33 protein-coding genes, 1 tRNA gene and 3 pseudogenes are annotated in these 25,722 nt (G+C 59.7%); 20 read left to right on the forward strand and 17 right to left on the reverse strand.

What is annotated here, in order from left to right; all coding sequences use genetic code 11:
• The 6 genes from L6D80_RS23915 to L6D80_RS23940 all read left to right on the forward strand — a co-directional run.
• Positions 1 to 990 (forward strand): DUF1983 domain-containing protein (locus tag L6D80_RS23915; RefSeq protein WP_236183073.1); only part of this gene is annotated, 990 nt, incomplete at its 5' end.
• 3 nt (positions 991 to 993) lie between these two features.
• Entirely contained in the window at positions 994 to 1,296 is a 303-nt protein-coding gene (locus tag L6D80_RS23920) for a hypothetical protein (RefSeq protein ID WP_082422918.1), read from the forward strand.
• Positions 1,297 to 2,183: 887 nt separating this feature from the next.
• Positions 2,184 to 2,408 carry a hypothetical protein gene (locus L6D80_RS23925; RefSeq protein ID WP_176515214.1) on the forward strand — a complete coding sequence of 75 codons (225 nt, stop codon included), beginning with the start codon at positions 2,184 to 2,186 and terminating at the stop codon, positions 2,406 to 2,408.
• A gap of 61 nt (positions 2,409 to 2,469) precedes the next feature.
• The gene (locus tag L6D80_RS23930) at positions 2,470 to 3,096 is read left to right on the forward strand and encodes a glycoside hydrolase family 19 protein (RefSeq protein WP_176515212.1); all 627 of its coding nucleotides are present in this window, start codon (positions 2,470 to 2,472) and stop codon (positions 3,094 to 3,096) included.
• A complete protein-coding gene (locus L6D80_RS23935; protein ID WP_176515210.1) occupies positions 3,093 to 3,590 on the forward strand; it encodes a DUF2514 domain-containing protein in 498 nt (165 codons plus the stop codon). The genes L6D80_RS23930 and L6D80_RS23935 overlap by 4 nt, the downstream gene beginning before the upstream one ends.
• A 13-nt stretch (positions 3,591 to 3,603) precedes the next feature.
• Positions 3,604 to 3,828: a hypothetical protein gene (locus tag L6D80_RS23940; RefSeq protein ID WP_176515208.1), complete on the forward strand. Its 225-nt coding sequence runs from the start codon at positions 3,604 to 3,606 to the stop codon at positions 3,826 to 3,828.
• Here the strand turns inward: L6D80_RS23940 and L6D80_RS23945 are convergent.
• Positions 3,822 to 4,487, reverse strand: coding sequence for an SOS response-associated peptidase (locus L6D80_RS23945; RefSeq protein ID WP_176515206.1), 666 nt, complete (start codon positions 4,485 to 4,487; stop codon positions 3,822 to 3,824). The genes L6D80_RS23940 and L6D80_RS23945 overlap by 7 nt on opposite strands.
• Positions 4,488 to 4,595: 108 nt before the next feature.
• On the opposite strand from L6D80_RS23945, the gene L6D80_RS23950 reads away from it, so the two are divergent.
• The gene (locus L6D80_RS23950) at positions 4,596 to 4,889 is read left to right on the forward strand and encodes a hypothetical protein (protein ID WP_176515204.1); all 294 of its coding nucleotides are present in this window, start codon (positions 4,596 to 4,598) and stop codon (positions 4,887 to 4,889) included.
• Positions 4,886 to 5,074 (forward strand): annotated as a pseudogene (locus tag L6D80_RS23955) (hypothetical protein); the annotation flags it as partial. The gene L6D80_RS23950 and the pseudogene L6D80_RS23955, both read left to right, overlap by 4 nt.
• A 416-nt stretch (positions 5,075 to 5,490) precedes the next feature.
• On the opposite strand, the gene L6D80_RS23960 reads toward L6D80_RS23955, so the two are convergent.
• Positions 5,491 to 6,438 (reverse strand): hypothetical protein, encoded by a 948-nt coding sequence (locus tag L6D80_RS23960; RefSeq protein ID WP_176515200.1) that lies wholly within the window; start codon positions 6,436 to 6,438, stop codon positions 5,491 to 5,493.
• Between the two features lie 117 nt (positions 6,439 to 6,555).
• The gene (locus tag L6D80_RS23965) at positions 6,556 to 6,915 is read right to left on the reverse strand and encodes a site-specific integrase (RefSeq protein ID WP_373876112.1); all 360 of its coding nucleotides are present in this window, start codon (positions 6,913 to 6,915) and stop codon (positions 6,556 to 6,558) included.
• Here L6D80_RS23965 and L6D80_RS23970 point away from each other — a divergent pair.
• Positions 6,875 to 7,129 (forward strand): annotated as a pseudogene (locus tag L6D80_RS23970) (IS4 family transposase); the annotation flags it as partial. The gene L6D80_RS23965 and the pseudogene L6D80_RS23970 sit on opposite strands and share 41 nt — an antisense overlap.
• Positions 7,130 to 7,398: 269 nt before the next feature.
• On the opposite strand, the gene L6D80_RS23975 reads toward L6D80_RS23970, so the two are convergent.
• Positions 7,399 to 8,172: an alpha/beta fold hydrolase gene (locus tag L6D80_RS23975; protein ID WP_176515198.1), complete on the reverse strand. Its 774-nt coding sequence runs from the start codon at positions 8,170 to 8,172 to the stop codon at positions 7,399 to 7,401.
• A 118-nt stretch (positions 8,173 to 8,290) separates the two neighbouring features.
• On the opposite strand from L6D80_RS23975, the pseudogene L6D80_RS23980 reads away from it, so the two are divergent.
• Positions 8,291 to 8,684: pseudogene (locus tag L6D80_RS23980) on the forward strand (chemotaxis protein).
• A gap of 35 nt (positions 8,685 to 8,719) precedes the next feature.
• Here L6D80_RS23980 and L6D80_RS23985 read toward each other — a convergent pair.
• From L6D80_RS23985 to L6D80_RS23995, 3 genes are all read right to left on the reverse strand, one after another.
• Positions 8,720 to 9,052, reverse strand: a complete 333-nt coding sequence (locus L6D80_RS23985; protein WP_176515196.1) for a hypothetical protein — start codon at positions 9,050 to 9,052, stop codon at positions 8,720 to 8,722.
• A 719-nt stretch (positions 9,053 to 9,771) separates the two neighbouring features.
• Positions 9,772 to 10,092 carry a YceK/YidQ family lipoprotein gene (locus L6D80_RS23990; RefSeq protein WP_082422898.1) on the reverse strand — a complete coding sequence of 107 codons (321 nt, stop codon included), beginning with the start codon at positions 10,090 to 10,092 and terminating at the stop codon, positions 9,772 to 9,774.
• Positions 10,093 to 10,184: 92 nt separating this feature from the next.
• Complete coding sequence (locus tag L6D80_RS23995) at positions 10,185 to 10,706, reverse strand: winged helix-turn-helix transcriptional regulator (RefSeq protein WP_176515194.1); 522 nt, start codon at positions 10,704 to 10,706, stop codon at positions 10,185 to 10,187.
• 240 nt (positions 10,707 to 10,946) lie between these two features.
• Here L6D80_RS23995 and L6D80_RS24000 point away from each other — a divergent pair, with 240 nt between their 5' ends.
• Positions 10,947 to 11,141 (forward strand): hypothetical protein, encoded by a 195-nt coding sequence (locus L6D80_RS24000; RefSeq protein ID WP_054903608.1) that lies wholly within the window; start codon positions 10,947 to 10,949, stop codon positions 11,139 to 11,141.
• Here the strand turns inward: L6D80_RS24000 and L6D80_RS24005 are convergent, their stop codons facing one another.
• Complete coding sequence (locus tag L6D80_RS24005; RefSeq protein WP_054903607.1) at positions 11,142 to 11,555, reverse strand: DoxX family protein; 414 nt, start codon at positions 11,553 to 11,555, stop codon at positions 11,142 to 11,144.
• Positions 11,556 to 11,660: 105 nt separating this feature from the next.
• A tRNA-Leu gene (locus L6D80_RS24010) sits at positions 11,661 to 11,745 on the reverse strand.
• 204 nt (positions 11,746 to 11,949) lie between these two features.
• Between L6D80_RS24010 and L6D80_RS24015 the strand changes: the two genes are divergently transcribed.
• From L6D80_RS24015 to L6D80_RS24030, 4 genes are all read left to right on the forward strand, one after another.
• On the forward strand, positions 11,950 to 12,234 hold the full coding sequence (locus L6D80_RS24015) for a hypothetical protein (RefSeq protein WP_054903606.1): 285 nt from the start codon (positions 11,950 to 11,952) through the stop codon (positions 12,232 to 12,234).
• Between the two features lie 84 nt (positions 12,235 to 12,318).
• Complete coding sequence (locus L6D80_RS24020; protein WP_054903605.1) at positions 12,319 to 13,479, forward strand: two-component system sensor histidine kinase NtrB; 1,161 nt, start codon at positions 12,319 to 12,321, stop codon at positions 13,477 to 13,479.
• A gap of 5 nt (positions 13,480 to 13,484) precedes the next feature.
• Entirely contained in the window at positions 13,485 to 14,930 is a 1,446-nt protein-coding gene (locus tag L6D80_RS24025) for an ATPase domain-containing protein (RefSeq protein WP_054903604.1), read from the forward strand.
• A gap of 11 nt (positions 14,931 to 14,941) precedes the next feature.
• Entirely contained in the window at positions 14,942 to 15,295 is a 354-nt protein-coding gene (locus tag L6D80_RS24030) for a response regulator (RefSeq protein WP_054903603.1), read from the forward strand.
• Positions 15,296 to 15,359: 64 nt separating this feature from the next.
• Here L6D80_RS24030 and csrA read toward each other — a convergent pair whose 3' ends face one another.
• The 8 genes from csrA to L6D80_RS24070 form a co-directional block, all read right to left on the reverse strand.
• Positions 15,360 to 15,557: a carbon storage regulator CsrA gene (gene csrA / locus L6D80_RS24035; protein ID WP_008089330.1), complete on the reverse strand. Its 198-nt coding sequence runs from the start codon at positions 15,555 to 15,557 to the stop codon at positions 15,360 to 15,362.
• Between the two features lie 253 nt (positions 15,558 to 15,810).
• Positions 15,811 to 16,833, reverse strand: coding sequence for a DNA topoisomerase IB (locus L6D80_RS24040; protein ID WP_176515191.1), 1,023 nt, complete (start codon positions 16,831 to 16,833; stop codon positions 15,811 to 15,813).
• Between the two features lie 57 nt (positions 16,834 to 16,890).
• The gene (gene modC / locus L6D80_RS24045) at positions 16,891 to 17,982 is read right to left on the reverse strand and encodes a molybdenum ABC transporter ATP-binding protein (RefSeq protein WP_054903601.1); all 1,092 of its coding nucleotides are present in this window, start codon (positions 17,980 to 17,982) and stop codon (positions 16,891 to 16,893) included.
• 1 nt (position 17,983) lies between these two features.
• Positions 17,984 to 18,664, reverse strand: a complete 681-nt coding sequence (modB, locus tag L6D80_RS24050) for a molybdate ABC transporter permease subunit (RefSeq protein ID WP_054903600.1) — start codon at positions 18,662 to 18,664, stop codon at positions 17,984 to 17,986.
• Positions 18,664 to 19,422, reverse strand: coding sequence for a molybdate ABC transporter substrate-binding protein (modA, locus tag L6D80_RS24055; RefSeq protein WP_054903599.1), 759 nt, complete (start codon positions 19,420 to 19,422; stop codon positions 18,664 to 18,666). The genes modB and modA overlap by 1 nt, the downstream gene beginning before the upstream one ends.
• Positions 19,423 to 19,526: 104 nt before the next feature.
• The gene (locus L6D80_RS24060) at positions 19,527 to 20,603 is read right to left on the reverse strand and encodes an NAD(P)H-dependent flavin oxidoreductase (RefSeq protein ID WP_176515189.1); all 1,077 of its coding nucleotides are present in this window, start codon (positions 20,601 to 20,603) and stop codon (positions 19,527 to 19,529) included.
• Between the two features lie 25 nt (positions 20,604 to 20,628).
• Positions 20,629 to 20,796 carry a hypothetical protein gene (locus L6D80_RS24065; RefSeq protein ID WP_176515187.1) on the reverse strand — a complete coding sequence of 56 codons (168 nt, stop codon included), beginning with the start codon at positions 20,794 to 20,796 and terminating at the stop codon, positions 20,629 to 20,631.
• Between the two features lie 8 nt (positions 20,797 to 20,804).
• Positions 20,805 to 21,107 (reverse strand): DUF1883 domain-containing protein, encoded by a 303-nt coding sequence (locus L6D80_RS24070; RefSeq protein WP_054903597.1) that lies wholly within the window; start codon positions 21,105 to 21,107, stop codon positions 20,805 to 20,807.
• A 127-nt stretch (positions 21,108 to 21,234) separates the two neighbouring features.
• Here L6D80_RS24070 and L6D80_RS24075 point away from each other — a divergent pair, with 127 nt between their 5' ends.
• From L6D80_RS24075 to galU, 5 genes are all read left to right on the forward strand, one after another.
• Positions 21,235 to 21,594 (forward strand): hypothetical protein, encoded by a 360-nt coding sequence (locus L6D80_RS24075; RefSeq protein WP_054903596.1) that lies wholly within the window; start codon positions 21,235 to 21,237, stop codon positions 21,592 to 21,594.
• 145 nt (positions 21,595 to 21,739) lie between these two features.
• Entirely contained in the window at positions 21,740 to 22,390 is a 651-nt protein-coding gene (locus tag L6D80_RS24080) for a c-type cytochrome (protein ID WP_176515185.1), read from the forward strand.
• A complete protein-coding gene (locus L6D80_RS24085) occupies positions 22,387 to 23,301 on the forward strand; it encodes a c-type cytochrome (protein WP_176515183.1) in 915 nt (304 codons plus the stop codon). The genes L6D80_RS24080 and L6D80_RS24085 overlap by 4 nt, the downstream gene beginning before the upstream one ends.
• A gap of 138 nt (positions 23,302 to 23,439) precedes the next feature.
• Positions 23,440 to 24,801, forward strand: a complete 1,362-nt coding sequence (locus L6D80_RS24090; protein ID WP_176515181.1) for a UDP-glucose dehydrogenase family protein — start codon at positions 23,440 to 23,442, stop codon at positions 24,799 to 24,801.
• A 48-nt stretch (positions 24,802 to 24,849) separates the two neighbouring features.
• A complete protein-coding gene (gene galU, locus L6D80_RS24095) occupies positions 24,850 to 25,689 on the forward strand; it encodes a UTP--glucose-1-phosphate uridylyltransferase GalU (protein ID WP_054903592.1) in 840 nt (279 codons plus the stop codon).
• Positions 25,690 to 25,722: the final 33 nt, after the last annotated feature.

The raw sequence follows: 25,722 nt of genomic DNA on the forward strand, positions 1-25,722 counted from the left end.
CCCACCGTTTCTGGCGCGCAGAACCCTTACCTGCGCATCAGATTACGTCGTCGCAACACAACGCGGTCCGGTGCGCAGATGTACTGGGCGAACGAAGATGGAGGGCTATCAGAAGTCCGGCGCATGGCCTGGGCCATCAGTACTACGACTACGGATTGGCAGGACATTGAAATCGATCTCTCCGGGCATGCCGGATGGAGCGGCAAGAACATGTATGCCATCCGCTTGGATATGATGAACTCGGCCGACACGACCGGTGAAATCGACATCGCCTACATCGCAGTGGGAAGGCGATCGGCGGCAGCCTCAGCGCAAGCGCTATCCAGCCTCGACAGTGTTGTAACGCAGCAGGGCGCAACGCTCACTGCGGAGTCGAAGCGCATCGACGGGCTGTACACCTCAGTTGGGGATGCCAATGCGGCCATCCAAAGTGAGGCCACTGCCAGGTCCAGCGGTGATGCTGCGCTGGGGCAGCGTGTGGATACGGTCCAGAGTAATCTTGGCACCACCAATGCCACTGTGCAGCAGATAAGCACGGCGCAGGCTGCACTCAACGGGAAAGTGAACGCCACCTGGTCTGTGAAACTAGGCCTCACGTCCGGCGGTACCTACTACGCAGCCGGGTTTGGTCTGGGGCTTGAGAACCAGGGTGGCACGTTCCAGTCGAGCTTTGTTGTACTGGCCAACCGGTTCGCGGTTATGAACCCGGTGGGTGAGGGCCTGATCGTGCCGTTCGCTGTTCAGAACGGTCAGGTATTCATCGATGATGCGCTGATTTCGAAATTGGCTGTTCAGAAAGCCATTGTAGGAAACTCAATCAACTCTTCTGAGCTCGCCAATGACGGCACACCAATTATGCGAATGGACTTCGCCTCAGGGACGATCATCATGCTTAATAAAACGGCCACGGCGTACACTGTATATAATCGCCGAGGCATTGACATGGTGATCAACGGTATTCGGCGAATAAGAATGGGCGAATGGGACTGATCTATGCCGAATGGTCTGGAAATATACGGTGCTGACGGTAGGCTACTCGTCAATATGACGATGTCTATCAGTCAGCATCAAGGAGAAGTTGTAACCAATGCCGCCAATGGAGCTGTTGCTATGCCTGCTCTCCCTGCAGGTAAACAGCGCTTTTACATTGTGGTCACGTTGGTCGACACGCAGCAGTGGAAGGGAAAGAAACCAGGTGTAACAGTTTCTGGAAATACGCTGTCATGGCAATACCAGCACTCAACTTGGTTTGGCCAGTTTTCTGCCAATTGCCGTATCTATTATGGATACTATTAGGATGACATATGCCCGTTGGATTCCAAGCCTTCAAGGAGGACGGCACCCTCCTATTTGACATCGATCGTATCTGTTACGGCCTGCTAAAGAGTGGTTACCTAAATTTGGTGGACAGATGGGGCCGTTACTATATCCGCTCCGCAAACCTTCCCCCCAATGAGGAAAGCAGCTGGTCCTATCTGAATTTGCTTGACCCGATATGCGGGATCACGGTAACCGGCGCGGTTTCCCCTATCGTTTTCTTGGTGGGTGACGGGAAGCCTTGCGGTGAAAGCATAAGTGGGGATGTACGAACCCTGTACTTTCAAGGCTGCACGCCTGGCACCAAGGCATTCGTATTCGATCTGATGCGCGATGTGGGTGAGAGGAGCGGCATGGAATGTTACGACGCATCCGGGAGAGTAAGCTTCACAACAGGCATGCCGCCACTGAACATAGTGGCAACTGTGAATCCGCCGCCCATCAGTCCAACTCAAGTCCCGGGCGCTGACTCTCGAGCAACCCCGTACGTGGGTGGTGCAAATGAAACATCTGGTAGAGAGTGGTCAGGCTCTGATTACAGGCAGCCAAAAGGGGCGGTCTTTGTCGGGGGTGTTAGCGGCGAATTAGCTGCTTGCCTTACATTCTCTAGGAGCTGCGCCTTGAATCAAGGATCAGATTTTGGCGATGGAGTGTACCGGGTTGGTGCAAGCGAGGGGTGCGGCGGCTCTCAAAATGGCGTTCGCTTCTTTTTTAGTCCGGCGGTAGCAACGACCGCCACAATATTCAGCAACTCAAATACATCATGGTTCGATATCCCAACTGATCGGCAACCTCAGGCGCTCGTAATTCGAGCTTCTGATTACCCATTCCCATTTAGATAAACTTTCGTGAAAGAGGAAATCCCTATGCCATATGTAACCGTAAACGTCAGCAATAACTTCGACTCCGCCAACAACAACCGCTATGCCACCCCAGAAGAGGCTGACGCCCGTGCCCGGGAGATCCTGGCTCAGTTTCCGGCGGCCCAAGTCTTCACCGCCAAGGTGCTGAAAGACTACACCGCCAAGGTGACGGTCACCGCCAAGGACCCGGCCGAGCCGGAACCCGCCCCCGAGACGCCGGAATCCTGACTTCCACAACAGATCACCAAGGCCCGCCTCGAGCGGGCTTCTTTTTGCCTGGAGAAAACGCATGCCGATCACCGAGCAGCAACTGCTGCAGATCTTGCCCAAGGCCCGCCCAGTCGCGGGTATTTTCCTGCCTGCCCTGAACCGGGCCATGTCCCGCTGGCGCCTCGACAGCCGGATCAGGCAGGCCGCGTTCCTGGCACAGATCGGTCACGAGTCCGGCCAGATGCGCAACCTGGTGGAGAACCTGAACTACAGCGCCGAGGCCCTGATAAAGACTTGGCCGACCCGTTTCACTGCTGAGAACGCCGGCGCGTACGCCAGGAACCCCGAGAAGATCGCCAACAAGGTATACGGCGGGCGCATGGGCAACGGCCCGGAGGCCTCCGGCGATGGTTGGCGGTACCGCGGTCGCGGCCTACTGCAGGTCACCGGGCGCAGCAACTACCGCGCCGCTGGCGCCGGCCTGGGGCTGCCGCTGGAAGATGATCCTGGGTTGCTCGAGCAGGCCGAGCACGCCGCCCAGTCCGCCGCCTGGTGGTGGGCGAAGCACGGGCTGAACGAAATGGCCGACGCCGGCCGAATCCAAGATATCGGCAGCGTCATCAACACCGGCCAGCCGGGCAGGGTTCCGCATGGCGCGGCCGAGCGAAAGGCGCTGTATGACCTGGCGCTGCGGGTGCTGGCATGAAGTCCTTGGCCATCAGGTGCGCGCTGCTGCTGGCGCTCCTGGGCACCTATTGGTTGACGTACCAGCACGGCCGGTCGGTAGAGCGGGCAGAGGCTGCTGCCGCCTCGGCGCAACGGGACAGCGGCGACCGCCTGGCTGAGGTAATCGGCGAGCGCGCGGCCCGCCAGGAAGAACAACGACGCGCCCAGGCGCAAGAGGAGGCGAGAGCCCATGCCCAGGAAGAACGGAAGATTGCTGATGCTGGCGCTGCTGGCGCCGATGCTGTTGGCCAGCGGCTGCGCGACGAAGGCGCCAAGCTCGCCGCCACCGTCAGTTGCCCCGGCACGGATACCGCAGCTGTCGCCCGAGGCCAGGCAGCCACCCGCGCCGCCATGGTGCTCTCCGACCTGCTCACACGGACTGATGCTCGAGCGGGAGACCTGGCGAAAGCTTATGACCAAGCCCGAATAGCGGGACTGGCTTGCGAGGCGTCCTATAATGCTCTGATCAACTGATTGGAGCATAGCAGTGGAGAAGCGCACCTTTATTGGGATGGTAGAGGCAGGAGAGCCGTTGATACAGCAGGCGGTTGACGCCATGCGTGAGTACCACCAAGCCCAAGACATTGGCGCGCCGCCGGCAGAAGTGGAGCGCCTGCGCCTGCAAGCTGAGTCGTTGTTCCAGGCCGTCTCCGACTATCAGTTCAGGGTGATAGCCAAGGCCCGTGGAAAAGTTTTACCACCTCTTCACTGAAGCGGCTTAACCAGCTCGGCGCCCTGATTGCGCACGTTACCTACGGCAGTGCTCACCCGGTACCACTCGAAGGCCTCAGCCGGCTCACCCAGGTTGAGCGCCATTTGCTCGGCCTGTTCCTTCGGGGTCCCGGCCGTCATCCACTCTCGAGCCAAGGACGGCGCGAAAACCACCGGTCTACGGTCGTGCACATCGACCATGCCACCCTGTGCGTCGGCGGTGATGATCACGAAACCGTCATGCTCGTTGCCTGCGAACTGGCCGATACTGGCGCACAGGGCAGGATGCCCGTCGCGGCGCCGGATGTAGTAGGGCTGTTTCTTCGGCCCGCCCTCGTCGACCCACTCATACCAACCGTCGATGGGCGTTATGGCGCGGTGCGGCCAGATAGCCCGGAAGAACGGCCCGTGCGCTACCTTTTCGACCCTGGCGTTGATAGGTGCAGCGCGGTCGGTCGCCCAGTGCGGGCGCCATCCCCACCTCACCAGGTCCGCACGCGGGCCTGCCTCCCCCATTCTCAGCACGGCAACAGACGTAGTCGGGGCGACGTTGAATCGTCCCAATGCCTGGTCACCGACGTTGTTTGTCCAAGCCTCTGGCAAGCTGAGGGTCTCGACGAAATCGTGTATCCCCCGGTATTGGCTCAGCCTTCCACACATGCATCGTCCCTCCCGCCTGAGCACTTAAGCATAGTCCGCCGAGCGGTACTGGCGGGTGTGCGTTGCCTGGTGGTGAAATACTGTATCGATATACAGTATTGGTGCTCTATGTATTTCCTCCTTGTCCGCCGTCGCGAGCGCGGCGTAGCAATACCAAGCGAAAAACTCGGGAAAATCACGGCCCTGAGCGCAGACGTGCACATCGAATACAGCCATAGCGACGTGTTAGGGCGCCCCTCTATACAGGCCTGGGTCTTCAATCCGACCCCAAGCGGGGACATCATTCCGCGCCTGCACGATGCCTGCGTGAACGGCATGGCCCAGCTCGGGATGAACATCACCGGGCTGGAAGAGATCGATGGCGTGCTGTATGCGCAGTCGTGGTGGTGTAGGACGGTCTGATGGATGGGTTGCCAAGGGCCTGGCTGGACGAGCTCAACGACCAATTCGCCCTGGTCATGGATCCTGACGGGCGCGCTGTCGTGCTCAGCGAGATGGCCTACGCGGCGCATCGCCGGGGAGAGGTGGCTGAAGATGCCCTAGTCGACATGCTGGAGCTGGTCGAGGCGGCCAGGCTGTGGGCGCTGGAAGCGCCGGCCTTTGAGTAGCTATATAAAGGAAGGGAAACGGTCGGCAGAACGCCGGAGAAGGGCAGCAGCAAGCGTGGGACAAAACTGGGACATTGAATGCCCCAAATGATGATGAATCAATATGCAGCAAAATTAGGCTAAACCCAATGGATACAGGGGTTTGAGCGATTACACCTAGCAAAATAGCAGGTTCTTACCGGATTGCAAATCCGTCTACGCCGGTTCGATTCCGACCTCGGCCTCCACCATTCGAAAGCCCCGCAGATTAACGTCTGCGGGGTTTTTCTTTGCGCGTCAAAAAGCCAAGAGTTCCGAAACTTTTGGCATGGAGTTCCGAAACCTCGCTTCAGATCCTGCTTTAGATTTCCCTCTCCAAAAGGGAAGGCTGGGCTCGCCAGCCTCCGTTGGGGGGGTTATTGATTATTGTCGAAATGTTCTTTGATCGCTTCGTTTATCAGCTGTTTCTGTGAAGAGCGCCGAGAATTAACCAATTGCCAAAGTGAAAAAATGAGAGTAAATGCGAAAGCTGCTATCGAGATGTAGAGGCTCGCATTGCTGCTATTTAGGTATTGATGGATCAGGCTGTTTTTCGTTTTTAACGACGAGATAATGGTGCTTATTTCATCTTGAACCGACTCGTACTCCGAAGAGTTAAGCTTTTGCGCAATGTTTTTGAAACTTCTTGTGTCTTGCTCATCTAATCCGTCGAACGGATTTATTTTGTTGTACTCGAATATAAGATCTTCAAGTTTCTTTAAGAAAATTGTTTCATCGTTTACAGGGCTCGCGCTGCGGATGTAGATCCCTACCTTGAGGTCATCGAGGACATCCGCCAAGGTTGTGGTGCTTTTTTCATAGTAGAGGTGAGGCTTAAATGCTGGCCAAAAGCTGCTCTCAGCATTTTGGCTTTGATTTGTGAAGACTGTTTTAAGGGTTTCAAGAGAGGCGCCATGAATGATCGAATTACGGATCGATAATTGCAGGTCTTGCTTTCCAACGAATTTCCCCGTGGTATCAACAAGGATTAGGGCTCCAGCCAATACTCCCATCAGCATGGTTGCTAGTACAGAGGCCCAGACGAGTAAGATGCTCTGGTTCTTCTCTTTTTTGACTACGGTCTTAACAATGTTGTCCACAATGTCTGAAATTATTTTATCCGAAACGTTGCCGGCACCTTGTTCGTTTATCTGCTTCCGTACTTCTTCACGTATCTGCTCATGAGACTTATCTTTCCAGTCTTTTTTAAATGTTATTTCAAATGATTTCTTTTTTTTACTCGGGCCGTTATTTTCAATGCTGTCATCAACTGTAGGGGTTGTTGATGTATTGTCGTTTTTTATATCGTCTGCTGCTACGGTCATCGCTCAGAGCCTGTAAAGATAAGTTAGCTGGTAACATAATCATCGGGTTGAGGAAGGTATCATTTTCGGCGTAATGATTCATCTTCTTTGTAGGTGTGTTCCACTCATTTAGATGGTTTAGCAATCGCACCAACGCGACGATATACCCGTTCCAGTTATTCCCTCCTTGGAATGACCCAGCAGTACACTCGCATCGCTAAGGTCGTTGATCTCCGAAGCCGCCTTCGGTCGGATGTCGCGGAACTGGAACTGGGCGATTCGATTGGCCAGGTCCGGCTTCTTTTCCAGTTCGGCTTTTACCCTGGCTGCCTCGCGGGCATCCGCCCACCGGTTTCGCAGCATCGGCCAGCTCATGCGCTTGCCGTGCTCGTTGACGATGAAGAACGGCGAAAGGTGTTGGCTGGTGTATCGCATGATCCGATCGAGCAGCAGGCCCAGCCAAGCCGCAATTGCCTTTGGTCGGACGCCGTCGGACATACGCTTCAAACCGGCCTGCCAGTACATCGCCGTGCAGTTGATCGTCCTGGCTGCAGCCAATCCAGTATCGGCCACGGGCAGAAGGTTGGCTGAGTTACGGGGAGGTGTTGCGGGGATGTTTCTGGATCACCGCCCAAGGCCAGGAAGGCCTAGGGCGGTGAAGATTTCCAAGACCCGGTATCCGGTGGATCGCAAGGCTGCTCCGCTTAAGTGAACAGCATTAGGCCATGCGCCGGGTTTTTTCGTTTGAGTTCCCCGCAAGGGAGGAACCGAGTCAATATTGGCGTGGCGTGGATCGACTGCGCGCTGGAGCAGCTGCGCGAGACAGCTTTCCGCGCGGATAAACACCTGTCTTCATAGCAGCGTGTCCAGCTTGAGACAGCGCGACACAGTGAAGCCCTGGCTCCGAAAGCCGGGGCTTGTGAGTTTTCAGTAATGACCAAGTTGTGACCGAAGCCTGAATTCGCGACTCCCAGTTAGCTGTCAGCTCTTCAAGAACTCATCCAGCACGCATAGCAGCCACTTTGGCTGGCTTTCCTGCACGGAGTGATCAGCAAATGGGATGTTCAATAGCTTCGCTCCAGGGACTCGTTCTGCAAGCTCCATCGAGTTAGCGCGTGATACGAGCCGATCGTCATCGCCACGAACGATCAGGACATCGGCGCTGATAGCCCCCACCGTTTCGCCCGGATAGGCTTCCTCGCTTTCGTCCAGCCAGAGCTTTTGCACGGCAGCAATCAGCCTGTCGAAATCTGGTTCCGGGTTCAGCGCAAGGTAACGATCGACCTCTTGAGGAAACAGTCCGCGCCAGCGTGCGGCGGTGAGGCCTGCATACATCTTTCGAGTCGGATCATCTGGCGGTAGGGCCCAATGTGCGCCAATCGTGACCAGCTTGTTGATCCAGCTCTGGCCTGTAGCAGCTGAGCGGAGGGCTGCGATACCGCCATCACTATGGCCAATGACGTTGGCACCGACCACTCCAAGATGTCGTACTACGGCTTCAACATCCTGCTGAATGCGCTTGTAAGTCAGAAGTGACGTGCCGAGTGTTGATTTCCCTTGTCCACGACTGTCTACGCCGATCAACCGATAGTTCTTTCCAAGGTGTGGCGTAAGAGAATTGAAGGTCTCGATATTGCCAAGACCTCCGTGCAGGAATACGAGTGGAAAGCCACATTCATTGCCTTGCTGCTCGTAGTAAATCCGAGCGCCATCGATCTGAACGTATTCACCGTCCTGGTGATTGAAGACTGTCATACATTTGCGCCTGTGCTGGGAACAATTTCAGCCCAGTCTAGTGCTCATCTGCGATCAAATGAAGACATACGGCACGCCCTACTGCCGTTGGCAAATACCATCTCTGATGGAGTTCATGATGGACCCGACCGACCTCGGCCCAGGCACAGCCACCTGGCTGGGCGGTACGAGCACCGTATTGCTTGGCGGCTTCCTGTGGTTGCGCAAATGGCTATCAGAGATGCAACCGACCGCGCAATGGATACCGCCGACATCGGCGTTGTCCGGCGCCTGAATGAGGTGCTCGACATTGAGCGTGTGGCTCGGAAAGAAGCTGAGGCCCGCGCGCGGACCAGTTCGCCAAGGAGCGAAACGACCTTGTGGCTACTGTAGGGCGCCTGGAGGGCGAGATCGAAGCCCTGACCAGTCAGGTAGGCCAACCAACCAGGCCGCCGACAAGGCGGATGAGGCTCTCAATCGGGTATCGCCATAATCGCGCCACATTTGGAGATGCGCCGTTTCGTGGCGCGTAGTAAGCCCGTTGAGACTTGGACCTGATTCAGTCACCTCACCCGTTCATCTTTGCGGCCGACAGGGCTCGTTCCTTGGGAAGGGGCTTCAGTACCCCTGGGTGCTCGCCGGTTTTGATGAACAGGTAATAACGGTCTTGATCGTCATGCAGGATGCGGTAGACATCGGCTGTCCTGTTGGTGCTTGGCGAGGTGAGCTTGTCCACGATCAACGTGTAGCAATCAACGCCCAATCCGCTCAAAGCTGCCTGCAGCTCTGCGTCGATCTTTGATCGCCATTTCTTCATGTTATGCCGGTACGCTAGGAAGACCAGTGCTATTGCCAGTAGTGGCGTGACACCGGATGCTAAGGTCTTGAGCAACGTTTCCATGTTTCCCATCTAGAAGCTACGTAAACGACCATAAATACCTGCATTCGTGCGCGACGACAATGGGAAGCTGATGATGGTTGGGTACGACGACAAGACTTAAGGCAGTGTCCGGGATTAGTTGACCGCTACAGCGGGGTTTTTCTTTGTGGGTCGAAAATAACAGAGAGTAGGCTAGCGCTTAACGCTCGATATCGGCTGAACTTCTGAGAGCACCTGTGGATCTGAGCTTGACGTCGCGTAACGAAGTGCTAGGCGGCGGATAAGATCACTGTTGCCCAGGGGAGCTCAGGCATGTTTTCGGAAGACTTTTACGGCGCATTCCTCGTGGCCGGAGTCGTACTCGTTTTTGCGGTTCTGGCCATAGCCCTGCATTCGACTCAAGGGTCATGACTCGCAGCCTCACGTGGCGGTGAGGTGGGGGCCGGCGGTGGCGTCTTGCTCCGAACCGCCGGCAAAGAGGATGGCTATTCTACGGTGCAAATCCAGCGGTGGTTGTGCCGGTATGGTGCTCGAGTGAATGTTACGTCCGCAACCAAGGTCATGCCACGATCCTGAAGCGCTTCGGTCAGTTGTACGAGTGTCTCTGCTTCGATAGTCATTGCTGTTACCTCGTCAGATTTACTGCGTTCCTAATTCCTGACCAGATGGGCAACCGCCTGATTCAATTTTTCTTGCTGCTCTAGCCTAAGCCAGAGCCAGAAGGGCAGGCGCCCTGAGCATCAATATTCCAACCTGCGGACAGGCGCATTGCCGCGCTTGAATTGCTGATAGCCGGTGTAGGGAAGAATCACAGTGTCAGCAATACCCGATGCAGCCATGTCGATCAGAATCGGGAATGGCGCCCAATGCGCTCCCGATCTTTGTGGACTGTCCAGGTTGCAGAACTGATACGCAACGCCGCTGTACGCCCGAGGAATGGTGTGGCAATGGGTATGCCATTTAGCCAGGTCATCTACGGCCTTCGGCTCGTTCGACACTGTGCGCACGGTCCCGCACCCGGTCAGCGCAACTGTAATGAGTATTCCAATCCATCGTTTCATGAAACGACCTCTCCCGGTGACGGCCGAAACATAGCGCATCTCTGTCATCACGATTGTCGCCCGCAGCCATCCGGGCGATGGCAAGGGCGGATTCATCCGCCTTTCAGGCGCACATTCTCCTTGCGCTTGAACGCCTCGTACCGAGCAGCCCGTTCCTTCGCGAAGCGACTGCTTATCGAAGCCTCCAGGTCTGCGCGCTGCACAGGCACTGCGCAGTGCGGGCAGACACTGGCCACGCCGACGTCATGGCCACATGCACGGTGCACAAAATGCACTGCAAGCCCCTCGTCTTCCTGCTTGCACCACGTTTCCCCCCAGGCTCGCAGGGCGTAGATCACGGGGTAAAAGTCCCACCCTTTTTGTGTCAGATGATACTCATGTCGCAGCGGCTTTGCGTTATAGGGCCGGCGCTCTACCAAGCCATCGGCTTCCAGTGCTTTCAGGCGCGATGTCAGCATCTGCGGCGTGGCCCCGGTATGGATCTGCATCTCCTCGAAGCGCGCCGTGCCCATGTACAGCTCGCGCAGCACCAGGATCGTCCATTTGTCGCCCACTATATCCACCGAGCGGGCCACCGGGCATACCGTAGCCGGTCTATCTTCTTGAGTTCGCATTGTGTCCGTCGTACCGTGGTAACTATTGTTTTCATAGTACCACGCCGCAGCGGTACAACCCTATTCGATCACGTGTTCACCAGGTGCGCAAAAAAAGCCCGCCGTGAAGGCGGGCAATGAACGTTTTTGAAGGGAGAGCCTTCAGCCTGAGGCTGGCCGGTTAAGTGAGTATTAACTGCAATCCATTGACCCGGACCCACGATGGGCCTATACAGGCGTGCCAGATTTCCAGGAGCAACCATGCGCGACGAAGACGACCTGCACGAGCCTGAGCACGATCACCTGCTCGATCACGAGTTCCTCTACGACGATTTCGAAGCAGAGGCGGATGCCCAGGGCGCCGAGGATGAGGTAGAGGAAGACGAAGCATTGCTGGATGACCTTGATGACGACGATCATGATCACCCAGCCTGGCATGACGACCTGGACGACTGATTAGCGCCCGTCGAGCGAGAAGCGCCCCGGGCCGCTGACGGCCAGCAGCAGCAGCCCGCCAATGATGCTCAGGTTTTTCAGGAACTGCGTCATGTTGGCGGCGCGTTCGGGGTCGGCCATGTTCCAGAACGGGTGGCCGATCAATGCGGTGCCCAGCACGAACAGGGCAAACAGAAAGGCCAGTGGGCGGGTATAGAAGCCTAGGATCAACACGATAGCCACGAAAAACTCCATGATCACCGCTACTGCGGCGGCAAGCATGGGGGCAGGTGCGCCCAGTGAAGTCATGTAGCTGACTGTGCCCTCAAAGCCGGTCAGCTTGGCCCAACCGGACAGGACGAACAGAAGCATCAGCAAAACCCGGGCGATCAGGAGGATGATGTCGCGTTGACCAGCGAACAGGGAGTAGCGCATGGCAGCATTCCAGAGGACGGAGACAAGATCCACTCTAGCAGTTGCGGGATGGATTTCCGCCGGGCAGTAAAAAGGCGCCGCAAGGGCGCCTTTTTCACGGGAATTTGGTGCGAGTGGCGGGACTCGAACCCGCAAGGCTCACGCCGACAGATTTTAAGTCTGCTGTGTATACCAATTCCACCACACTCGCACGCTTGAAAGGGTCGTGACGACCGGCGCGCTTCTAAGCAGAAGGGCCTGACAATCAAGCGCGCTTTATAACCCATTGTTATAGTTGAGTCAACCGCAGCACCTATGATCAAAGGAACGAAGGGTCAATCCAACGGGCAATTGACACCTTGCTGTCATTAGGCCACTGTTGCCCATCTGGTTGGATCCAAATGAGTGCAATGCAATGTCCCAGGCTGGTCCCTCAACTACTACCGAGCGCGTTGTGCGTCCTCGCTTGATCTGGCGCCTGTTGTTCATGGTAGTTGTGCTGCTGGGCGGCTTTCTCTACCTTGGCCTGATCTGCCTGGGTGGCTACCTGCTGATGCTCGGTTTCGAGGCTGAGCGGCTGCAGCCGCAGCGGCTGATGGCACTGGGCGGTGGCACCCTTATTCTGCTGGTGGGCCTCTGGTTGTTGAAAGTGGCCATGCCGCGGCGGATGAGCCCGGTGCTCGTTGAGCGTAAACGTTGATAGGCACTTGCCGCACATGCTGAGTCAGGCGGGTACTATTGGCTAAGCGCATCACGTCCCTCCCGCTGTGCCTGTGGGGTTTGCATGGTTTTAGCTGACTGCATCGAACAACCCGTCATGCCCGCCAGCCGCTATGAGCAACTGGTGCAATCGGTCGTGGACTACGCCATCTACATGATCGACACCACCGGCCGTGTGGTGTCCTGGAACGCCGGTGCCGAACGCATCAAGGGCTACCGCGCCGAGGAAGTGATCGGTCGGCATTTTTCGCTGTTCTTCACACCGCAGGATTGCGCCGCCGGGCGCCCTGAATGGTTGCTCGAACAGGCGCTGGAGCAGGGCGTGGCGCAGGACGAGGGCTGGCGCGTACGTAAGGATGGCACGCAGTTCTGGGCCTTGGCCGCGCTCGATGTGATTCGTGATGACCAGGGGCAAGTCATCGGCTTGGCGAAGGTCACGCGCGATATCACCGACCGACGCGAAACGGCATTGCAACTGGACGCAGTCCGCGCGCAACTGTTCCAGGCGCAGAAGCTTGAAGCGCTAGGCCAGTTAACCGGTGGGCTGGCCCACGACTTCAATAACCTGTTGACCATCATCATCAACTCGGCACGCCTGGCACAGGCCTGCCAGGACCCCAAGCGCCTGGAACGCCTGCTGGAGCACATTCTCGATGCAGGCCAGCGCGGCACGGAGCTGACCAAGCAGCTGCTGACGTTTGCCCGTCACCGTCAGCTGGAGGTCAGCCCGATCGCACCGGCCAAGTTACTTGCTGCCACGCGCGGGCTGCTGGAGCATGCGTTGCCCCGCGATATCGAGCTGGAAGATCACGTACAGCCTGATTTGCCCCTGATCGAGGTGGATGTCGGGCAACTGCAAATGGTACTGCTCAACCTGCTGTTCAATGCCCGGGATGCCATCAGTGGTCAGGGGACGATCCGCATGGCGGTCCATGCGGTCGAGCTCGTAGGCGAGGTGGAAGGCTTGCGTGGCGCCTTCGTGTGTTTCGAAGTGAGCGATACCGGGGCAGGCATCGACCCACAGGTGTTACCGCGGATCTTCGAGCCGTTTTTCACCACCAAGCCGTTTGGCAAGGGCACCGGGCTTGGCCTCAGCCAGGCTTATGGGTTCGCCAAGCAGAGCAACGGCGCAATCAGCGTGCACAGCGAAATCGGCAAGGGCACCTGTATGCGCCTGTTCTTGCCGGCTTCTGGTCCCGGCACGGAAGATCAACTCGATAGGTAGCCACCATGGCACAAGCACTGAAACGGCTGTTGACGGGGATCGAGGGGCTCGATGCACTGCTCAAGGGCGGTTTGGTAGCAGGGGCTTCCTACATCATTCAGGGGCCGCCTGGGGCCGGCAAGACCATCCTCGCCAACCAGTTGGCATGCGGGCATGTGCGCAATGGTGGCCGGGTGTTGGTGGCGACCTTGCTCAGTGAGTCCCACGAGCGCTTGTTCCAATACCTTGGCACACTTGAATTCTTTGATCCGGCCCTGGTGGGTGACCAGATCCAGTTCGTCAGCGCCTTCGACACCCTCGAGCAGGAAGGGCTCGACGCTGTGGTCAGGTTGCTGCGCCAGGAGATCGCCCGGCAGCAGGCCAGCCTGCTGATTGTCGATGGTGTACTCAATGCCCGGGTGCGTGCGGAAACATCCCTCGACACCAAGAAATTCGTCTCGGAACTGCAGGGGCATGCGGCCTTTGCCGGGTGCACGGTGCTATTGCTGACCAGCGCTCGGCTGGATGAGGGCAGCCCGGAGCACACGATGGTCGATGGCGTGATCGAGCTGGGTGAGCAACTGATCGGCAGCCGTGCCATGCGCCATGTCCAACTGCGCAAGACGCGTGGCAGCGGCGCACTGTCGGGGCGCCACGAGTGCCTGATAGACGAGGCGGGGATGCATGTCTACCCGCGCCTGGAGGCCTTGTACAGCCACCCCAGCCAGCATGGCACTGCCACCTTGAGCCGGACCTCCACCGGCATCGCGTCACTGGACGAAATGCTTGGCGCAGGGGTGGCCACGGGCTCGATCAGCCTGTTGATGGGGCCATCGGGAATCGGTAAGACGTCGCTGGGGCTGGCCTTTCTGGCTGCTGGCACGGTCCAGGCACCTGCGCTGCATTTCGGCTTTTACGAAACACCAGAACGGTTACGCCTGAAGGCAACATCGCTGGGTTTCGACTTTGCCGCGCTGGAGAGTCAAGGCGCTTTGCAGCTGTGCTGGCAGCCTACGACCGAGGGCTTGCTCGACCAGGTAGGTGCGCGCTTGTTGGCGCGTGTCGAGCAACAGCGCAGCAAGCGGGTGCTGATCGATAGCCTGGGTGCGTTCAGCCGCCTGGCGGTCGACCCCGCGCGGCTCAATGCATTCTTCCGCGCCCTGACGGGCGAGCTGCGCGCGCGCGATGTCAGCGTCATGCTCACCTGGGAGATGCGCGACCTCTTCGGTTCGGAAATCACCGCACCGGCTCCGGACCTCTCAAGCATTGTCGATAACCTTGTACTGATGCGCTTTGTCGAGATGCAGGCGCAGATGCGGCGCATGCTGTCGATACTCAAGGTGCGCGACAGCCATCATGACCCTGCGCTGCACGAGTTGCATCTCGGGCCTCAGGGCGTCAGCCTGAGCAAGGCTTTCGAGGGCGCCTGCGGCGTGCTCTCGGGTACCCCCGTGCCGCAAGGGGGCGGGTGACGGACCAACCGATGAACACCATTCTTGTGGTCGATGATGAATACCTGATCGCGGATATCCTGGGCTTCGCCCTGGAGGACGCAGGCTTTCTGGTGGAAAAGGCCAGCAACGGGCGCAAGGCCCTAGAGGCGCTGATGGAAAAGCGCGTGGAACTGGTGATCACCGACTACATGATGCCCGTGCTCAATGGCGAAGAGCTGGTGCGGGCGATTCGTGAAGAGCTGCAATTAGCTGACCTGCCGGTGATCCTCATGAGCGGCGCCCAGGCCAGCCAAGGTCGTCCGGAGCTGTTCGCCGCCATATTCGACAAGCCATTCGACATCGACAGGATGATCGCCAAGGTGCACGAACTGCTGGGCACCTGAGGCAGGGGGCGCGGTGCGTGCGGCCATTCGGTCAAGCGCGTCCGTGCGGCTTGAGGCCAGGCGTTCAGTGTTGGTCGTCGTGTTTTTCCGGAGCCGGATTGCCGGCCTGGATGCGCTTGAAGATCTCTTCCCGGTGCACCTGGACATCCTTTGGTGCATCGATGCCAATCCTCACCTGCATCCCCTTGACGCCCAGAATGGTGACTTTGATGTCATCATTGATGACGATGCTTTCGCCAACCTTACGGGTGAGTATCAGCATGTAGTTCTCCTTGGTGATATAGAAATCCGCCTGGCCAGTGACCGCAGCGGTGGGAGCCTGTCCCTCTTCCTTCTCATTAAAGACGCTTTCGGCGGATATTAATTCCCCGCCAGACAAATTCTATCGCGTGTCTTTAGCCGCAGGTGCCGATATGCAGCGTGATGTGCGTGTCGGCGAAGGTGCTCGGTGGCAAGAATAGGGGGCTTCGGCCTGTAAGGGAAATTTCTATGCATGATGGCGCGCATAGTGAGGCTCAATCGTCCTCACTTTGCTCAAGGGCCTGCAGAAACAGCAGCAACGTCACCTCTTCAGGGTCCAGCCCTTTGCGTACGCGCCGCCCTGGCAACTGGGTCAGGCGCCCCAATGCATAATGCTCAAGCACCGCTGGGTGGATATAGCAGCGCCTGCACACGGCCGGGGTATTGCCCAGGCGCGCGGCAACCTGCTTGACGATGGCCGCCACCTGGCGTTTGGCCTCGCTTTCTGGCTCCCAGGCCAGGGGCCTGAGCAGGCTCAAGGCCAGGCTGCTGCCCGCCCAGGTGCGGTAATCCTTGGCAGTGAAGTCGGCACCCGTCAGTTGCTGCAGGAACTGGTTGATCTCGCTCGAGCCGATACTGTGCCGCTGGCCATCTTCGTCCAGGTACTGGAACAGCGCTTGCCCGGGCAGCTCCATGCAGCGTTTGAGCAGGTTGGCCAGGCGCCGGTCGCGCAGGGTGACGTTGTGCTCCACGCCGCGCTTGCCGCGGAACTGGAAGCGGATGGTGCTGCCTTCGACCTTGACATGGCGATTGCGCAGGGTTGTCAAACCGTAGGACTTGTTGTCGCGCAGATAGCGTTGGTTGCCGATACGGATCAGCGTGTGATCCAGCAGGCTTACCACCAACGCCATGACTTTTTCCCGGTCCAGCCCTGGCCGCGCCAGGTGCGTTTCCAGTTGGGCGCGCAGCTTGGGCAAGGCTTGGGCAAACGCCAGCATGCGCCCGTACTTGTGCTGGTCGCGCAGCTCGCGCCACTGGGCGTGGTAGCGATACTGCTTGCGGCCCCGTGCGTCTATCCCGGTGGCTTGCAGGTGGCCTTGCGGGTCGGCGCAGATCCACACATTGGTGTAGGCCGGCGGGATCACCAGGGCGGCGATGCGGGCCAGGGTGTCGCTGTCACGTACACGCTGGCCTTGCGCGTCGAGGTAGACGAAGCGGTCGCGCCAGCGGCGGCGGCTCAGGCCGGGTTGGCTGTCGTCTACGTAATGCAGGCTGGCGGGTAAGGTGCAGTCGAGCATTGGCGGCGTGCCTCGATCAGGATGCTGATCAATGGACAACGGCTGCGTGCCCGATGCTCAGCCCAGCAGCGCCACCGACTTGATCTGAGCGTACAAGGCCAGGCCTGGGTGCAGGCCGAGCTGCTCCGCCGAGTAGCGGGTGATGCGCGCCAGCAAGGCGTTGCCGCCGGCGTCCAAGCTGACCAGCACATGCGCCGGGTTGTCTGCCGAGCGCGTTTCACGCACCCGCACCGGCAGGCGGTTGAGGATGCTGGACGTGCTGTCTGCTGTCAGCGCCAGGCTCACGTCGCGGGCTTGCACCTTCACGCGCAGGGTGCTGCCCATGCTGTGGGCCGGATGGGCGATGCGCAACACCGGGGCACCGTTGCCGGGCAGGCGCAAGTCAAGCAGGTCGTACTGCGGGTCATGGCCGACGACCAGGCCTTCGAACACCACACCGGCATCCTCGCCCTGGGCCAGTGACAGGTCGAGGCGGGCAAGGGTCTCGGCGATCGGCCCGCTGGCCATGGCTTTGCCTTGCTCGAGCAGAACCAGGTGGTCGGCCAGGCGTGCCACTTCGTCCTGGGCATGGCTGACATACACCAGGGGGATGTCCAGTTCGTCATGCAGCCGTTCAAGGTAGGGGAGGATTTCCCGCTTGCGCGGCCCATCCAGTGCTGCCAAAGGTTCGTCCATCAACAACAGGCGTGGGCTGCTGAGCAGTGCCCGGGCGATGCCCACGCGCTGGGCTTCGCCACCAGACAGCGTTGCCGGGCGACGTTCGAGCAGGTGGCCGATACCTAGCAGTTTGCAGGCTTGGTCCAGGCTGACCTTGCGCTCATTGGGTGCAATGCGCCGCCAGCCGAATTCCAGGTTGCCCCGTACCGACAAGTGCGGGAACAGGCTCGCCTCTTGGAACACGTACCCCACTGGGCGCAGGTGTGGCGCCTGGAAGTAGCCCCGTGCGCTGTCTTCCCAGACTTCACCGTTGACTTCGATGTAGGCGCTGGCCGCCCGTTCCAGGCCCGCCAGGCAGCGTAGGCACGACGTCTTGCCTGAACCTGAGTGACCGAACAGCGCGCTGATGCCGCGCCCAGGCAGTTGCAGGTCGACATCCAGGGTGAAGTCGTCACGCGCCAGCTTCAGCTGCGCCAAAATCGATCCGGTCATTTCAGCTCCAGCCAGCCTTGCTGCGGCGTCCGGCGTACAGCAGGAGCAGCACCAGGAACGAGAACACCAGCATGGCACCGGCCAGCCAGTGGGCTTGCGAATACTCCATGGCCTCGACGTGATCGAAGATCTGCACCGAAACCACACGTGTCTTGTCGGGGATGTTGCCACCGATCATCAGCACCACGCCGAACTCGCCCACGGTGTGCGCAAAGCCGAGGATGCTGGCGGTAACGAAGCCGGGGCGCGCCAGCGGCAGTACCACATGAACAAAGGTGTCCCACGGGCTGGCGCGCAGGGTGGCGGCCACCTCCAGCGGGCGCTGGCCGATGGCGCCAAAGGCGTTCTGCAGCGGTTGCACCACGAACGGCATGGAGTACACCGTCGAGCCGATCACCAGGCCGGTGAAACTGAACACCACGCTACCCAGGCCCAGCGCCTGGGTAGCCTGGCCCAGCCAGCCATGGGGGCCAAGGGCGATCAGCAGGTAGAAGCCGATCACGGTCGGTGGTAGCACCAGCGGCAGCGCCACTATCGCGCCCACCGGCCCGCGCAGCCACGAGCGCGTGCGCGCCAGCCACCAGGCGATGGGCGTACCGATGACTAGCAGGATCAAGGTGGTCAGGCTGGCCAGTTTGACGGTCAGCCAGATTGCACCCAGGTCACTGGCGTCCAGTGGCATCAAAGTTCATAGCCGTAGGACTTGATCACCGCGGCGGCTTTCGGGCCTTTGAGGTACTCCACCAATGCCTTGGCGGCAGCGCTGTCCTTGCCTTTGTTGAGGATCACCGCATCCTGGCGGATCGGGTCGTGCAGCTCGGACGGCACGATCCAGGCGGAGCCATTGGTTACCTTGCCATCCTTGTAGATCTGCGACAGGGCCACGAAGCCCAGCTCGGCGTTGCCGGTGGACACGAACTGGAAGGCTTGGGTGATGTTCTGCCCTTCGACGATTTTGCCTTTAGTGGCGTCGCTCAGGCCCAGCTTGCTCAGTACCTGTGTGGCGGCCAGGCCGTAAGGGGCGGCTTTCGGGTTGGCGATGGACAGGTGCTTGTATTCGTTCTTCTTCAGGACTTCGCCCTTGGCATCAACGTAACCTTCCTTGGCCGACCATAGGGCCAGGGTGCCGATGGCATAGGTGAAGCGCGAGCCGGGGACGATTTCTTTTTCCTGCTCGAGCTTGGCCGGGGTGCTGTCGTCGGCGGCGAGGAATACCTCGAACGGTGCGCCGTTCTTGATCTGTGCGTAGAACTGCCCGGTAGCGCCGAAGGCGGCGACCAGCTTGTGACCGGTATCTTTCTCGAAGTCCTTGGCGATGGCCTGAATCGGCGCGGTGAAGTTCGCAGCGACCGCGACCTGAACCTCGTCGGCCCAGGCGCTGTTGAGGGAGATCAGGCTTGCCAGGGCGGTGGCGGCCAGGTGGTTCAGGCGGATACGCATCGAGACAGCTCCTTGGGGTGGTTATCGTTATAGCGGTTACTATATAGCGATAGGCCACCGGCCGGGAAGGGGCTGTAGGGAGGGGCGAACGCCCGTCGAATGGTTCAATGTGCAATAAGCGCCAAGGCCTTCGCGGCAATCTCGCGGGTCAACTGCTCAGCCGGCATGGCCTTGCCCAGGCGTAGCGCCTGCCCCGACCACAGGTTGCTGAAATCGCTGTTCCCTTTTGGGTCGGTGATCGCCCGCAAGGGCATCAGCGCGCCGCCCGCCAGCGGGAAGCGTGGCGCCAGGTCGCTCATCGGCCCCAGCTCGCGCATGATGCGGTTGTTGATGCCGCGGGCCGGGCGTCCGGTGAACACGTTGGTCAGGGCCGTGTCGCTGGCGGCTGCGCTGTCCAGAGCGCGGCGATGAGCCGCAGAAACCTTGGCCTCAGGGCAGAACAGGTAGGCTGTGCCGATTTGCACGGCGCTGGCGCCCAGCGCCAATGCGGCGACCAGGCCGCGGTGATCGGCGATACCGCCTGCTGCGATCACTGGCAAACGGACCGCATCGGCGATCTGCGGTACCAGGGCGAAGGTGCCGATTTGGCTGGTGATGTCTTCGCTGAGGAACATGCCGCGATGGCCACCGGCTTCGTAACCCATGGCGATGATTGCGTCGCAGCCATGGTCCTGGAGCCATAGCGCTTCTTCTACAGTGGTCGCGCTGGACAGCACCTTGGCGCCAGCCGCTTTGACCCGCTGCAGCAGCGCCGCCTCCGGCAAGCCGAAGTGGAAGCTCACCACCTCTGGGCGCAACTGCTCGACCAACTGACAGCTCGCCTCGTCGAACGGTGCGCGGTTGGAGACTGGCGTGGGTGCCTCGAAGTCGGCACCCACTTCTGCGTAATACGGCTTGAGCGCTTGTTTCCAGCGGTTGTCACGGTCGCTGTCGGGGGACGGAGGCTGGTGGCAGAAGAAGTTGAGATTCAGCGGCAGGCCCGGGCAGGCACTGCGAAACGTTGCGATCTCGTCACGCAGTTGCTCGCCTGACAGCATGGCGCAGGGCAGGGCACCCAGCCCGCCTGCCCGAGCCACGGCGATGGCCATGGCTGAACCCGTGGCACCGGCCATGGGCGCCTGGAGAATGGGCAACTGGATGCCCAACAGATCAACGATACGGTGGTCGGGCCAGTTGCTCATGCAGTTCTCCTTTTAACGGTGGGCGTTACAGGGCCTTGCTGACTTGAATGTCGCTGATCTTGTCGGCGTCGTCGCCATGGATCTTGCGCAGCGCATCGAGCGCCTGCGCTTGCGATGCATCGGGCATCACGGCGAAATCCCAGCGGCGCTGGCCGTCGAGCTTGTACTTGATGACGTATTTGGTCTGGGTCATGGCAGGTGTTATCCGAGTTTTGACGACGAGCGACGAATGATCTTGATCTTATGGCTGAAGGCCGGCTTGCGTGTCACCGAGATCGGGCGGGCCGTCACCGTATCAATGGTGATGTTCCAGAAGCCGGTGCTGGGCACGGTGATCTTGGCCGGAAAGCGCTCGAAGTGACCACCGTGGTAGGTGTGCCGGCCGCCGTTCTTGAAGCTGCGGAAATTGGCGTCGTTCATCAGGCGGATGTTGCAGCGCTGGGAGCATTCGATGACGACCACGTCGTCCTCGTTCAGGTGCTCGCGCTGGTGTACGAATTTCATGTGATGCTCCGCAAGGTCTGGTTCTGCAAAGGCGAACGATACCACGCTGGCAGATAAATCCGCCAAAGCACGGAGCAAAAGCGCCTGGCTGCTGTCCTAAGCATTCTTGAAAGCAGAGGTGTTGCAAATGAAGTGGATGGTGGCGGCGTTGTCCCTCGCGCTGGGCGGTTGTGTCAGCGTTTCGGAACTGGAACAGTCCCGTGAAACTCTGGATGTGATCTCCGGCAAGACGCCGCGTGAATATGCCGATTGCGTCAAGCACGAGCTTGCCAGTTCGCGTGACCCGTTGGTGGAAGAGCCACGCGGCGACGGCTTGCGGTTGATCGTGCCGCAAAAGCTGTCATCCGGTGCCGGCCCCGCAGCCTTGGTGGATATCGACAAGCGCGGCAGTGGCAGCAGCATCAAGCTGCACGAGCGGTTGAACAACTTCCCCCTGCGTCTGGGTGATGTGCGCACGGCGGCGACCGAGTGCATCTCCGGCAGTTGATCCAACTCAAGTAAAACGCGGTTAAGAGGCCAATTGCCATCCCTTGGTCGGGATGGGCGTTGTTGCGAATTCCCCTCCGGGGCTAGTATCCATTTGCTTATGTTTTTTGAGCCTAAGCTTATAACAAAAGAAATGGAGATTCGTGATGACACCGTTGAGTCGCGTCGTGATCGGCAGCCTGCTGATCCTGGCCTGGCCCTCGGCGCACGGCGCTGATGGCCAGAAAATCTTTACCCAAGGCGGGGCTAATCCTGCTGCCATGGCTTGTCTGGGCTGCCACGGCCCAGACGGCAAAGGCATTGCCGCCGCCGGGTTCCCTCGCCTGGCTGGCCTGCCTGCCGGCTACCTCAGCAAACAATTGCATGACTGGCGCAATGGGGAGCGCAAGCAGGCGGTGATGGAGCCGCTTGCCAAGGCCTTGACCGAGGAGGAAATCAAGGCGGTCAGCAGTTACCTGGCTGGCCTGCCAAGCGACCCCGCCCCAGACGTGCGTCGCCAGCAGATCGCCGACGATCCCACCACTCGGCTGGCCCTTTACGGCGATTGGAGCCGGCAGATCCCCGGTTGCGTGCAATGCCACGGCCCCGGTGGCAGTGGGGTTGGCGAGCACTTCCCGCCGTTGGCGGGGCAACCTGCCAGCTACTTGGTGGCACAACTCAACGGTTGGCGCGATGGAAGCCGCCGCAACGACCCCAATCAACTGATGGTCGGCGTAGCCAAGGCCATGACCGACGAGGAGGTCAAGGCCATTGCCGAGTTCTTCGCCAAATCCGCCAGCCCGGAGGTCACGCCATGAACGCATTGATGCCGACACTGCTGCTGTTGGCCATGGGCAGCGCCGTTGCCGCGCCCATTGCCATGGAAGATCAGTCGCAACTGAAAGTGCCTGCTGCCCAGGCTGCCCCGCAGTTCGTGCCGCCGGCCGAACGCGAGTTGCCGGACAATGCCTTTGGCAAGATGGTCCGCGAAGGCCACGCGCTGTTCGTCGACACCCGTCGGTTGATGCCCGAGGCCGTGGGCAATGGCATGAACTGCAGCAACTGCCACCTCGACCAGGGGCGGCTGGCCCATTCCGCGCCGATGTGGGGCGCCTATCCGATGTACCCCGCGTATCGAAAGAAAAACGACAAGGTCAACACTTACGCCGAGCGTATCCAGGGGTGTTTCCAGTTCAGCATGAATGGCAAGCCGCCCGCGGCTGACAGCCCTCAGATGACGGCGTTGGCGGTCTATGCGTACTGGTTGTCGACCAAAGCGCCTACCGGGGTCGAACTGGCCGGTCGCGGTTACCCCGACGTGCCCCAGCCCGAGGGCGGCTACGACTTCAAGCGCGGACAGCAGGTGTACCAGGAGCAATGCGCCCTGTGCCACGGTGACAATGGCGAAGGGCAGAAAGTCGCCGGTGAATACGTGATGCCACCGCTGTGGGGCAAAGACTCCTACAACTGGGGTGCCGGCATGCACCGGATCAACACCGCGGCTTCCTTCATCAAATACAACATGCCGCTGGGCAAGCCGGGCAGCCTGAGCGACCAGCAGGCCTGGGATGTGGCGGCCTGGGTCAATCGCCACGAGCGGCCGCAAGACCCCCGGCTGGTAGAGGGCTCTGTCGAGAAGACGCGAGTGAAGTTCCATGCCAATGACGGCGTCAACCTGTATGGGCAGAAAGTCGAGGGGGTGCTGATCGGGCAGGGGACAGGTAGCTGAGGGGCTGACAATGCCGGCCTTTTCGCGGGTCTGCCTGCGAAAGGGCGCGCCGGGCACCTGTTTCTGTCATCCCGTCGTCACCGCCCTGCAATCACCGCCGGGTAGCAATGGGCGCTATCTACCTCAAGGAGCGCGGCCATGGAACTCTGTGTCATCGGGGCGGGGTATGTAGGGTTGGTGACAGCGGCTTGCTTTGCTCAGTTGGGCAACCGCGTAATCTGTCTGGAGCGAGATCCGCAGCGGCTTGCACAATTGCGCCAGGGCCAGTGCCCTATCCATGAGCCGGGGTTGCAGGCACTGCTGCACAACGGCATTCAGCAAAGGCTGTTGAGCTTCAGTGATGACTGGCAGCCCTCGCTGGCCAGGGCGCAGGTCGTGTTTATCGCGGTCGGTACACCCAGCCAGGAGGATGGGTCGGCCGACCTGCAGCATGTGCTGGCCGTGGCAGATAGCCTTGGTCGCTTCTTGCCCCGCAGTTGCCTGGTGGTGAACAAGTCGACCGTGCCGGTAGGCACTGCCGAACGCGTTGCCCAGCACATCATGCTTGGCCTGCGGGCACGCGGTGCAGCGTTTGCCATCGAGGTGGCAAGCAACCCGGAATTTCTCAAGGAGGGCAGTGCAATCGATGATTTCATGCGCCCTGACCGCATCATCATCGGCACTGACAACGACGCCGCGGCCCAGTGCCTGCAACGTCTGTACGCGCCGTTCGTGCGTAACCACGACCGCATTCTGGTCATGTCCGCGCGTGCCGCCGAGTTCAGCAAATATGCAGCTAACGCCTTCCTGGCGACCAAAATCTCTTTCATCAACGAACTGGCTGGGCTTTGCATGCAGCTTGATGTGGATATCGAACAGGTTCGGCACGCCATCGGCAGTGACCGGCGCATCGGTAGCCACTTCATCTATGCAGGCTGCGGCTACGGCGGCTCGTGCTTCCCCAAGGACATCCGCGCATTGCTGCGCACGGCACAGCAGCACGCCTATCAGCCCGCCATCCTGGAGGCGGTGCAGGCCCGTAACGAGGAGCAGAAGACCCTGCTGTTCAAGGCCCTGCAGCAGCATTTTGGCGGGTTCATGCGTGGGCGTACCGTGGCGCTCTGGGGCCTGGCATTCAAGCCGGGTACCGATGACCTGCGCGAGGCGCCCAGCCTGGTGTTGCTCGATGCCTTGCTGGCCGCCGGCGTGCGGGTTCAGGCGTGTGACCCGGCGGCGTTGGCGGGGGTTGCCGAGCGTTATCCGCAGGCGCTTGCCAGCGGCCAGTTGCGGCTTGGCGAAGACCCCTACGCCTGCGTCACAGGCGCCGATGCCCTGGTGCTGGTAACCGAGTGGAAGCTGTTCCGCCAACCGGATTTCGCCCGCGTACGTGGGCTGATGCGCATGCCGGTGCTCTTTGACGGGCGTAATATTTACGATCCTTTGGAACTATCTACACTGGGTTATCTCTATCATGGCATCGGTCGGCCGCAGGTGGGGCATTGTAAGGTGACTGCCGCCTGATTAGACTGCGCCGAATTCCCTAGGCTATGCCTTCGTTTAAGGACGTATATGATCAAGAAATGCTTGTTCCCGGCAGCCGGTTACGGCACCCGCTTCCTACCCGCTACCAAAGCCATGCCCAAGGAAATGCTGCCAGTGGTCAACAAGCCGCTGATCCAGTATGGCGTTGAAGAGGCGCTGGATGCCGGCCTGAACGAGATCTCGATCGTCACCGGCCGTGGCAAGCGCGCCCTGGAAGACCACTTCGACATCAGCTATGAGCTGGAAAACCAGATCAAGGGCACTGACAAGGAAAAATACCTGGTCGGCATCCGTCGCCTGTTGAACGAGTGCTCGTTCTCTTACACGCGCCAGACCGAAATGAAAGGCCTGGGCCATGCCATCCTGACTGGCCAGCCGCTGATCGGTGACGAACCGTTCGCTGTGGTGCTGGCGGACGACCTGTGCGTCAACCCGGAAGGTGACGGTGTCCTGACCCAGATGGTCAAACTGTACAACCAGTTCCGCTGCTCGATCATCGCCATCCAGGAAGTCGACCCGCAGGAAACCAACAAGTACGGCGTTATCGCCGGTGACATGATCCGCGAAGACATCTTCCGTGTTACCAACATGGTAGAAAAGCCCGCGCCGGAAGACGCCCCGTCGAACTTGGCGATCATCGGTCGTTACATCCTCACCCCGGATATCTTCGATATCATCCGGAACACCCCGCCCGGCAAAGGTGGCGAGATCCAGATCACCGACGCCTTGATGCAGCAGGCACAGAACGGTTGCGTGATCGCCTACAAGTTCAAGGGCCAGCGCTTCGACTGCGGCGGCGCCGAAGGCTACATCGACGCGACCAACTTCTGCTTCGAGAACTACTACAAGACCGGCAAGGCATACTGATTCGCCAGCGCAGATCCACGAGCCATCCTTCGG

Source organism: Pseudomonas ceruminis (genome assembly GCF_021602025.1).
Taxonomy (GTDB): domain Bacteria; phylum Pseudomonadota; class Gammaproteobacteria; order Pseudomonadales; family Pseudomonadaceae; genus Aquipseudomonas; species Aquipseudomonas ceruminis.

Excerpts from the sequence above, each read along its gene's own strand:
- L6D80_RS23920 (WP_082422918.1), top strand. The coding sequence starts at position 994 with ATGCCGAATGGTCTGGAAATATACGGTGCTGACGGTAGGCTACTCGTC.
- L6D80_RS23925 (WP_176515214.1), top strand. The coding sequence starts at position 2,184 with ATGCCATATGTAACCGTAAACGTCAGCAATAACTTCGACTCCGCCAAC.
- L6D80_RS23930 (WP_176515212.1), top strand. The coding sequence starts at position 2,470 with ATGCCGATCACCGAGCAGCAACTGCTGCAGATCTTGCCCAAGGCCCGC.
- L6D80_RS23935 (WP_176515210.1), top strand. The coding sequence starts at position 3,093 with ATGAAGTCCTTGGCCATCAGGTGCGCGCTGCTGCTGGCGCTCCTGGGC.
- L6D80_RS23945 (WP_176515206.1), bottom strand. The coding sequence starts at position 4,487 with ATGTGTGGAAGGCTGAGCCAATACCGGGGGATACACGATTTCGTCGAG.
- L6D80_RS23950 (WP_176515204.1), top strand. The coding sequence starts at position 4,596 with ATGTATTTCCTCCTTGTCCGCCGTCGCGAGCGCGGCGTAGCAATACCA.
- L6D80_RS23960 (WP_176515200.1), bottom strand. The coding sequence starts at position 6,438 with ATGACCGTAGCAGCAGACGATATAAAAAACGACAATACATCAACAACC.
- L6D80_RS23965 (WP_373876112.1), bottom strand. The coding sequence starts at position 6,915 with ATGTCCGACGGCGTCCGACCAAAGGCAATTGCGGCTTGGCTGGGCCTG.
- L6D80_RS23975 (WP_176515198.1), bottom strand. The coding sequence starts at position 8,172 with ATGACAGTCTTCAATCACCAGGACGGTGAATACGTTCAGATCGATGGC.
- L6D80_RS23985 (WP_176515196.1), bottom strand. The coding sequence starts at position 9,052 with ATGGAAACGTTGCTCAAGACCTTAGCATCCGGTGTCACGCCACTACTG.
- L6D80_RS23990 (WP_082422898.1), bottom strand. The coding sequence starts at position 10,092 with ATGAAACGATGGATTGGAATACTCATTACAGTTGCGCTGACCGGGTGC.
- L6D80_RS23995 (WP_176515194.1), bottom strand. The coding sequence starts at position 10,706 with ATGCGAACTCAAGAAGATAGACCGGCTACGGTATGCCCGGTGGCCCGC.
- L6D80_RS24000 (WP_054903608.1), top strand. The coding sequence starts at position 10,947 with ATGCGCGACGAAGACGACCTGCACGAGCCTGAGCACGATCACCTGCTC.
- L6D80_RS24005 (WP_054903607.1), bottom strand. The coding sequence starts at position 11,555 with ATGCGCTACTCCCTGTTCGCTGGTCAACGCGACATCATCCTCCTGATC.
- L6D80_RS24015 (WP_054903606.1), top strand. The coding sequence starts at position 11,950 with ATGTCCCAGGCTGGTCCCTCAACTACTACCGAGCGCGTTGTGCGTCCT.
- L6D80_RS24020 (WP_054903605.1), top strand. The coding sequence starts at position 12,319 with ATGGTTTTAGCTGACTGCATCGAACAACCCGTCATGCCCGCCAGCCGC.
- L6D80_RS24025 (WP_054903604.1), top strand. The coding sequence starts at position 13,485 with ATGGCACAAGCACTGAAACGGCTGTTGACGGGGATCGAGGGGCTCGAT.
- L6D80_RS24030 (WP_054903603.1), top strand. The coding sequence starts at position 14,942 with ATGAACACCATTCTTGTGGTCGATGATGAATACCTGATCGCGGATATC.
- csrA (WP_008089330.1), bottom strand. The coding sequence starts at position 15,557 with ATGCTGATACTCACCCGTAAGGTTGGCGAAAGCATCGTCATCAATGAT.
- L6D80_RS24040 (WP_176515191.1), bottom strand. The coding sequence starts at position 16,833 with ATGCTCGACTGCACCTTACCCGCCAGCCTGCATTACGTAGACGACAGC.
- modC (WP_054903601.1), bottom strand. The coding sequence starts at position 17,982 with ATGACCGGATCGATTTTGGCGCAGCTGAAGCTGGCGCGTGACGACTTC.
- modB (WP_054903600.1), bottom strand. The coding sequence starts at position 18,664 with ATGCCACTGGACGCCAGTGACCTGGGTGCAATCTGGCTGACCGTCAAA.
- modA (WP_054903599.1), bottom strand. The coding sequence starts at position 19,422 with ATGCGTATCCGCCTGAACCACCTGGCCGCCACCGCCCTGGCAAGCCTG.
- L6D80_RS24060 (WP_176515189.1), bottom strand. The coding sequence starts at position 20,603 with ATGAGCAACTGGCCCGACCACCGTATCGTTGATCTGTTGGGCATCCAG.
- L6D80_RS24065 (WP_176515187.1), bottom strand. The coding sequence starts at position 20,796 with ATGACCCAGACCAAATACGTCATCAAGTACAAGCTCGACGGCCAGCGC.
- L6D80_RS24070 (WP_054903597.1), bottom strand. The coding sequence starts at position 21,107 with ATGAAATTCGTACACCAGCGCGAGCACCTGAACGAGGACGACGTGGTC.
- L6D80_RS24075 (WP_054903596.1), top strand. The coding sequence starts at position 21,235 with ATGAAGTGGATGGTGGCGGCGTTGTCCCTCGCGCTGGGCGGTTGTGTC.
- L6D80_RS24080 (WP_176515185.1), top strand. The coding sequence starts at position 21,740 with ATGACACCGTTGAGTCGCGTCGTGATCGGCAGCCTGCTGATCCTGGCC.
- L6D80_RS24085 (WP_176515183.1), top strand. The coding sequence starts at position 22,387 with ATGAACGCATTGATGCCGACACTGCTGCTGTTGGCCATGGGCAGCGCC.
- L6D80_RS24090 (WP_176515181.1), top strand. The coding sequence starts at position 23,440 with ATGGAACTCTGTGTCATCGGGGCGGGGTATGTAGGGTTGGTGACAGCG.
- galU (WP_054903592.1), top strand. The coding sequence starts at position 24,850 with ATGATCAAGAAATGCTTGTTCCCGGCAGCCGGTTACGGCACCCGCTTC.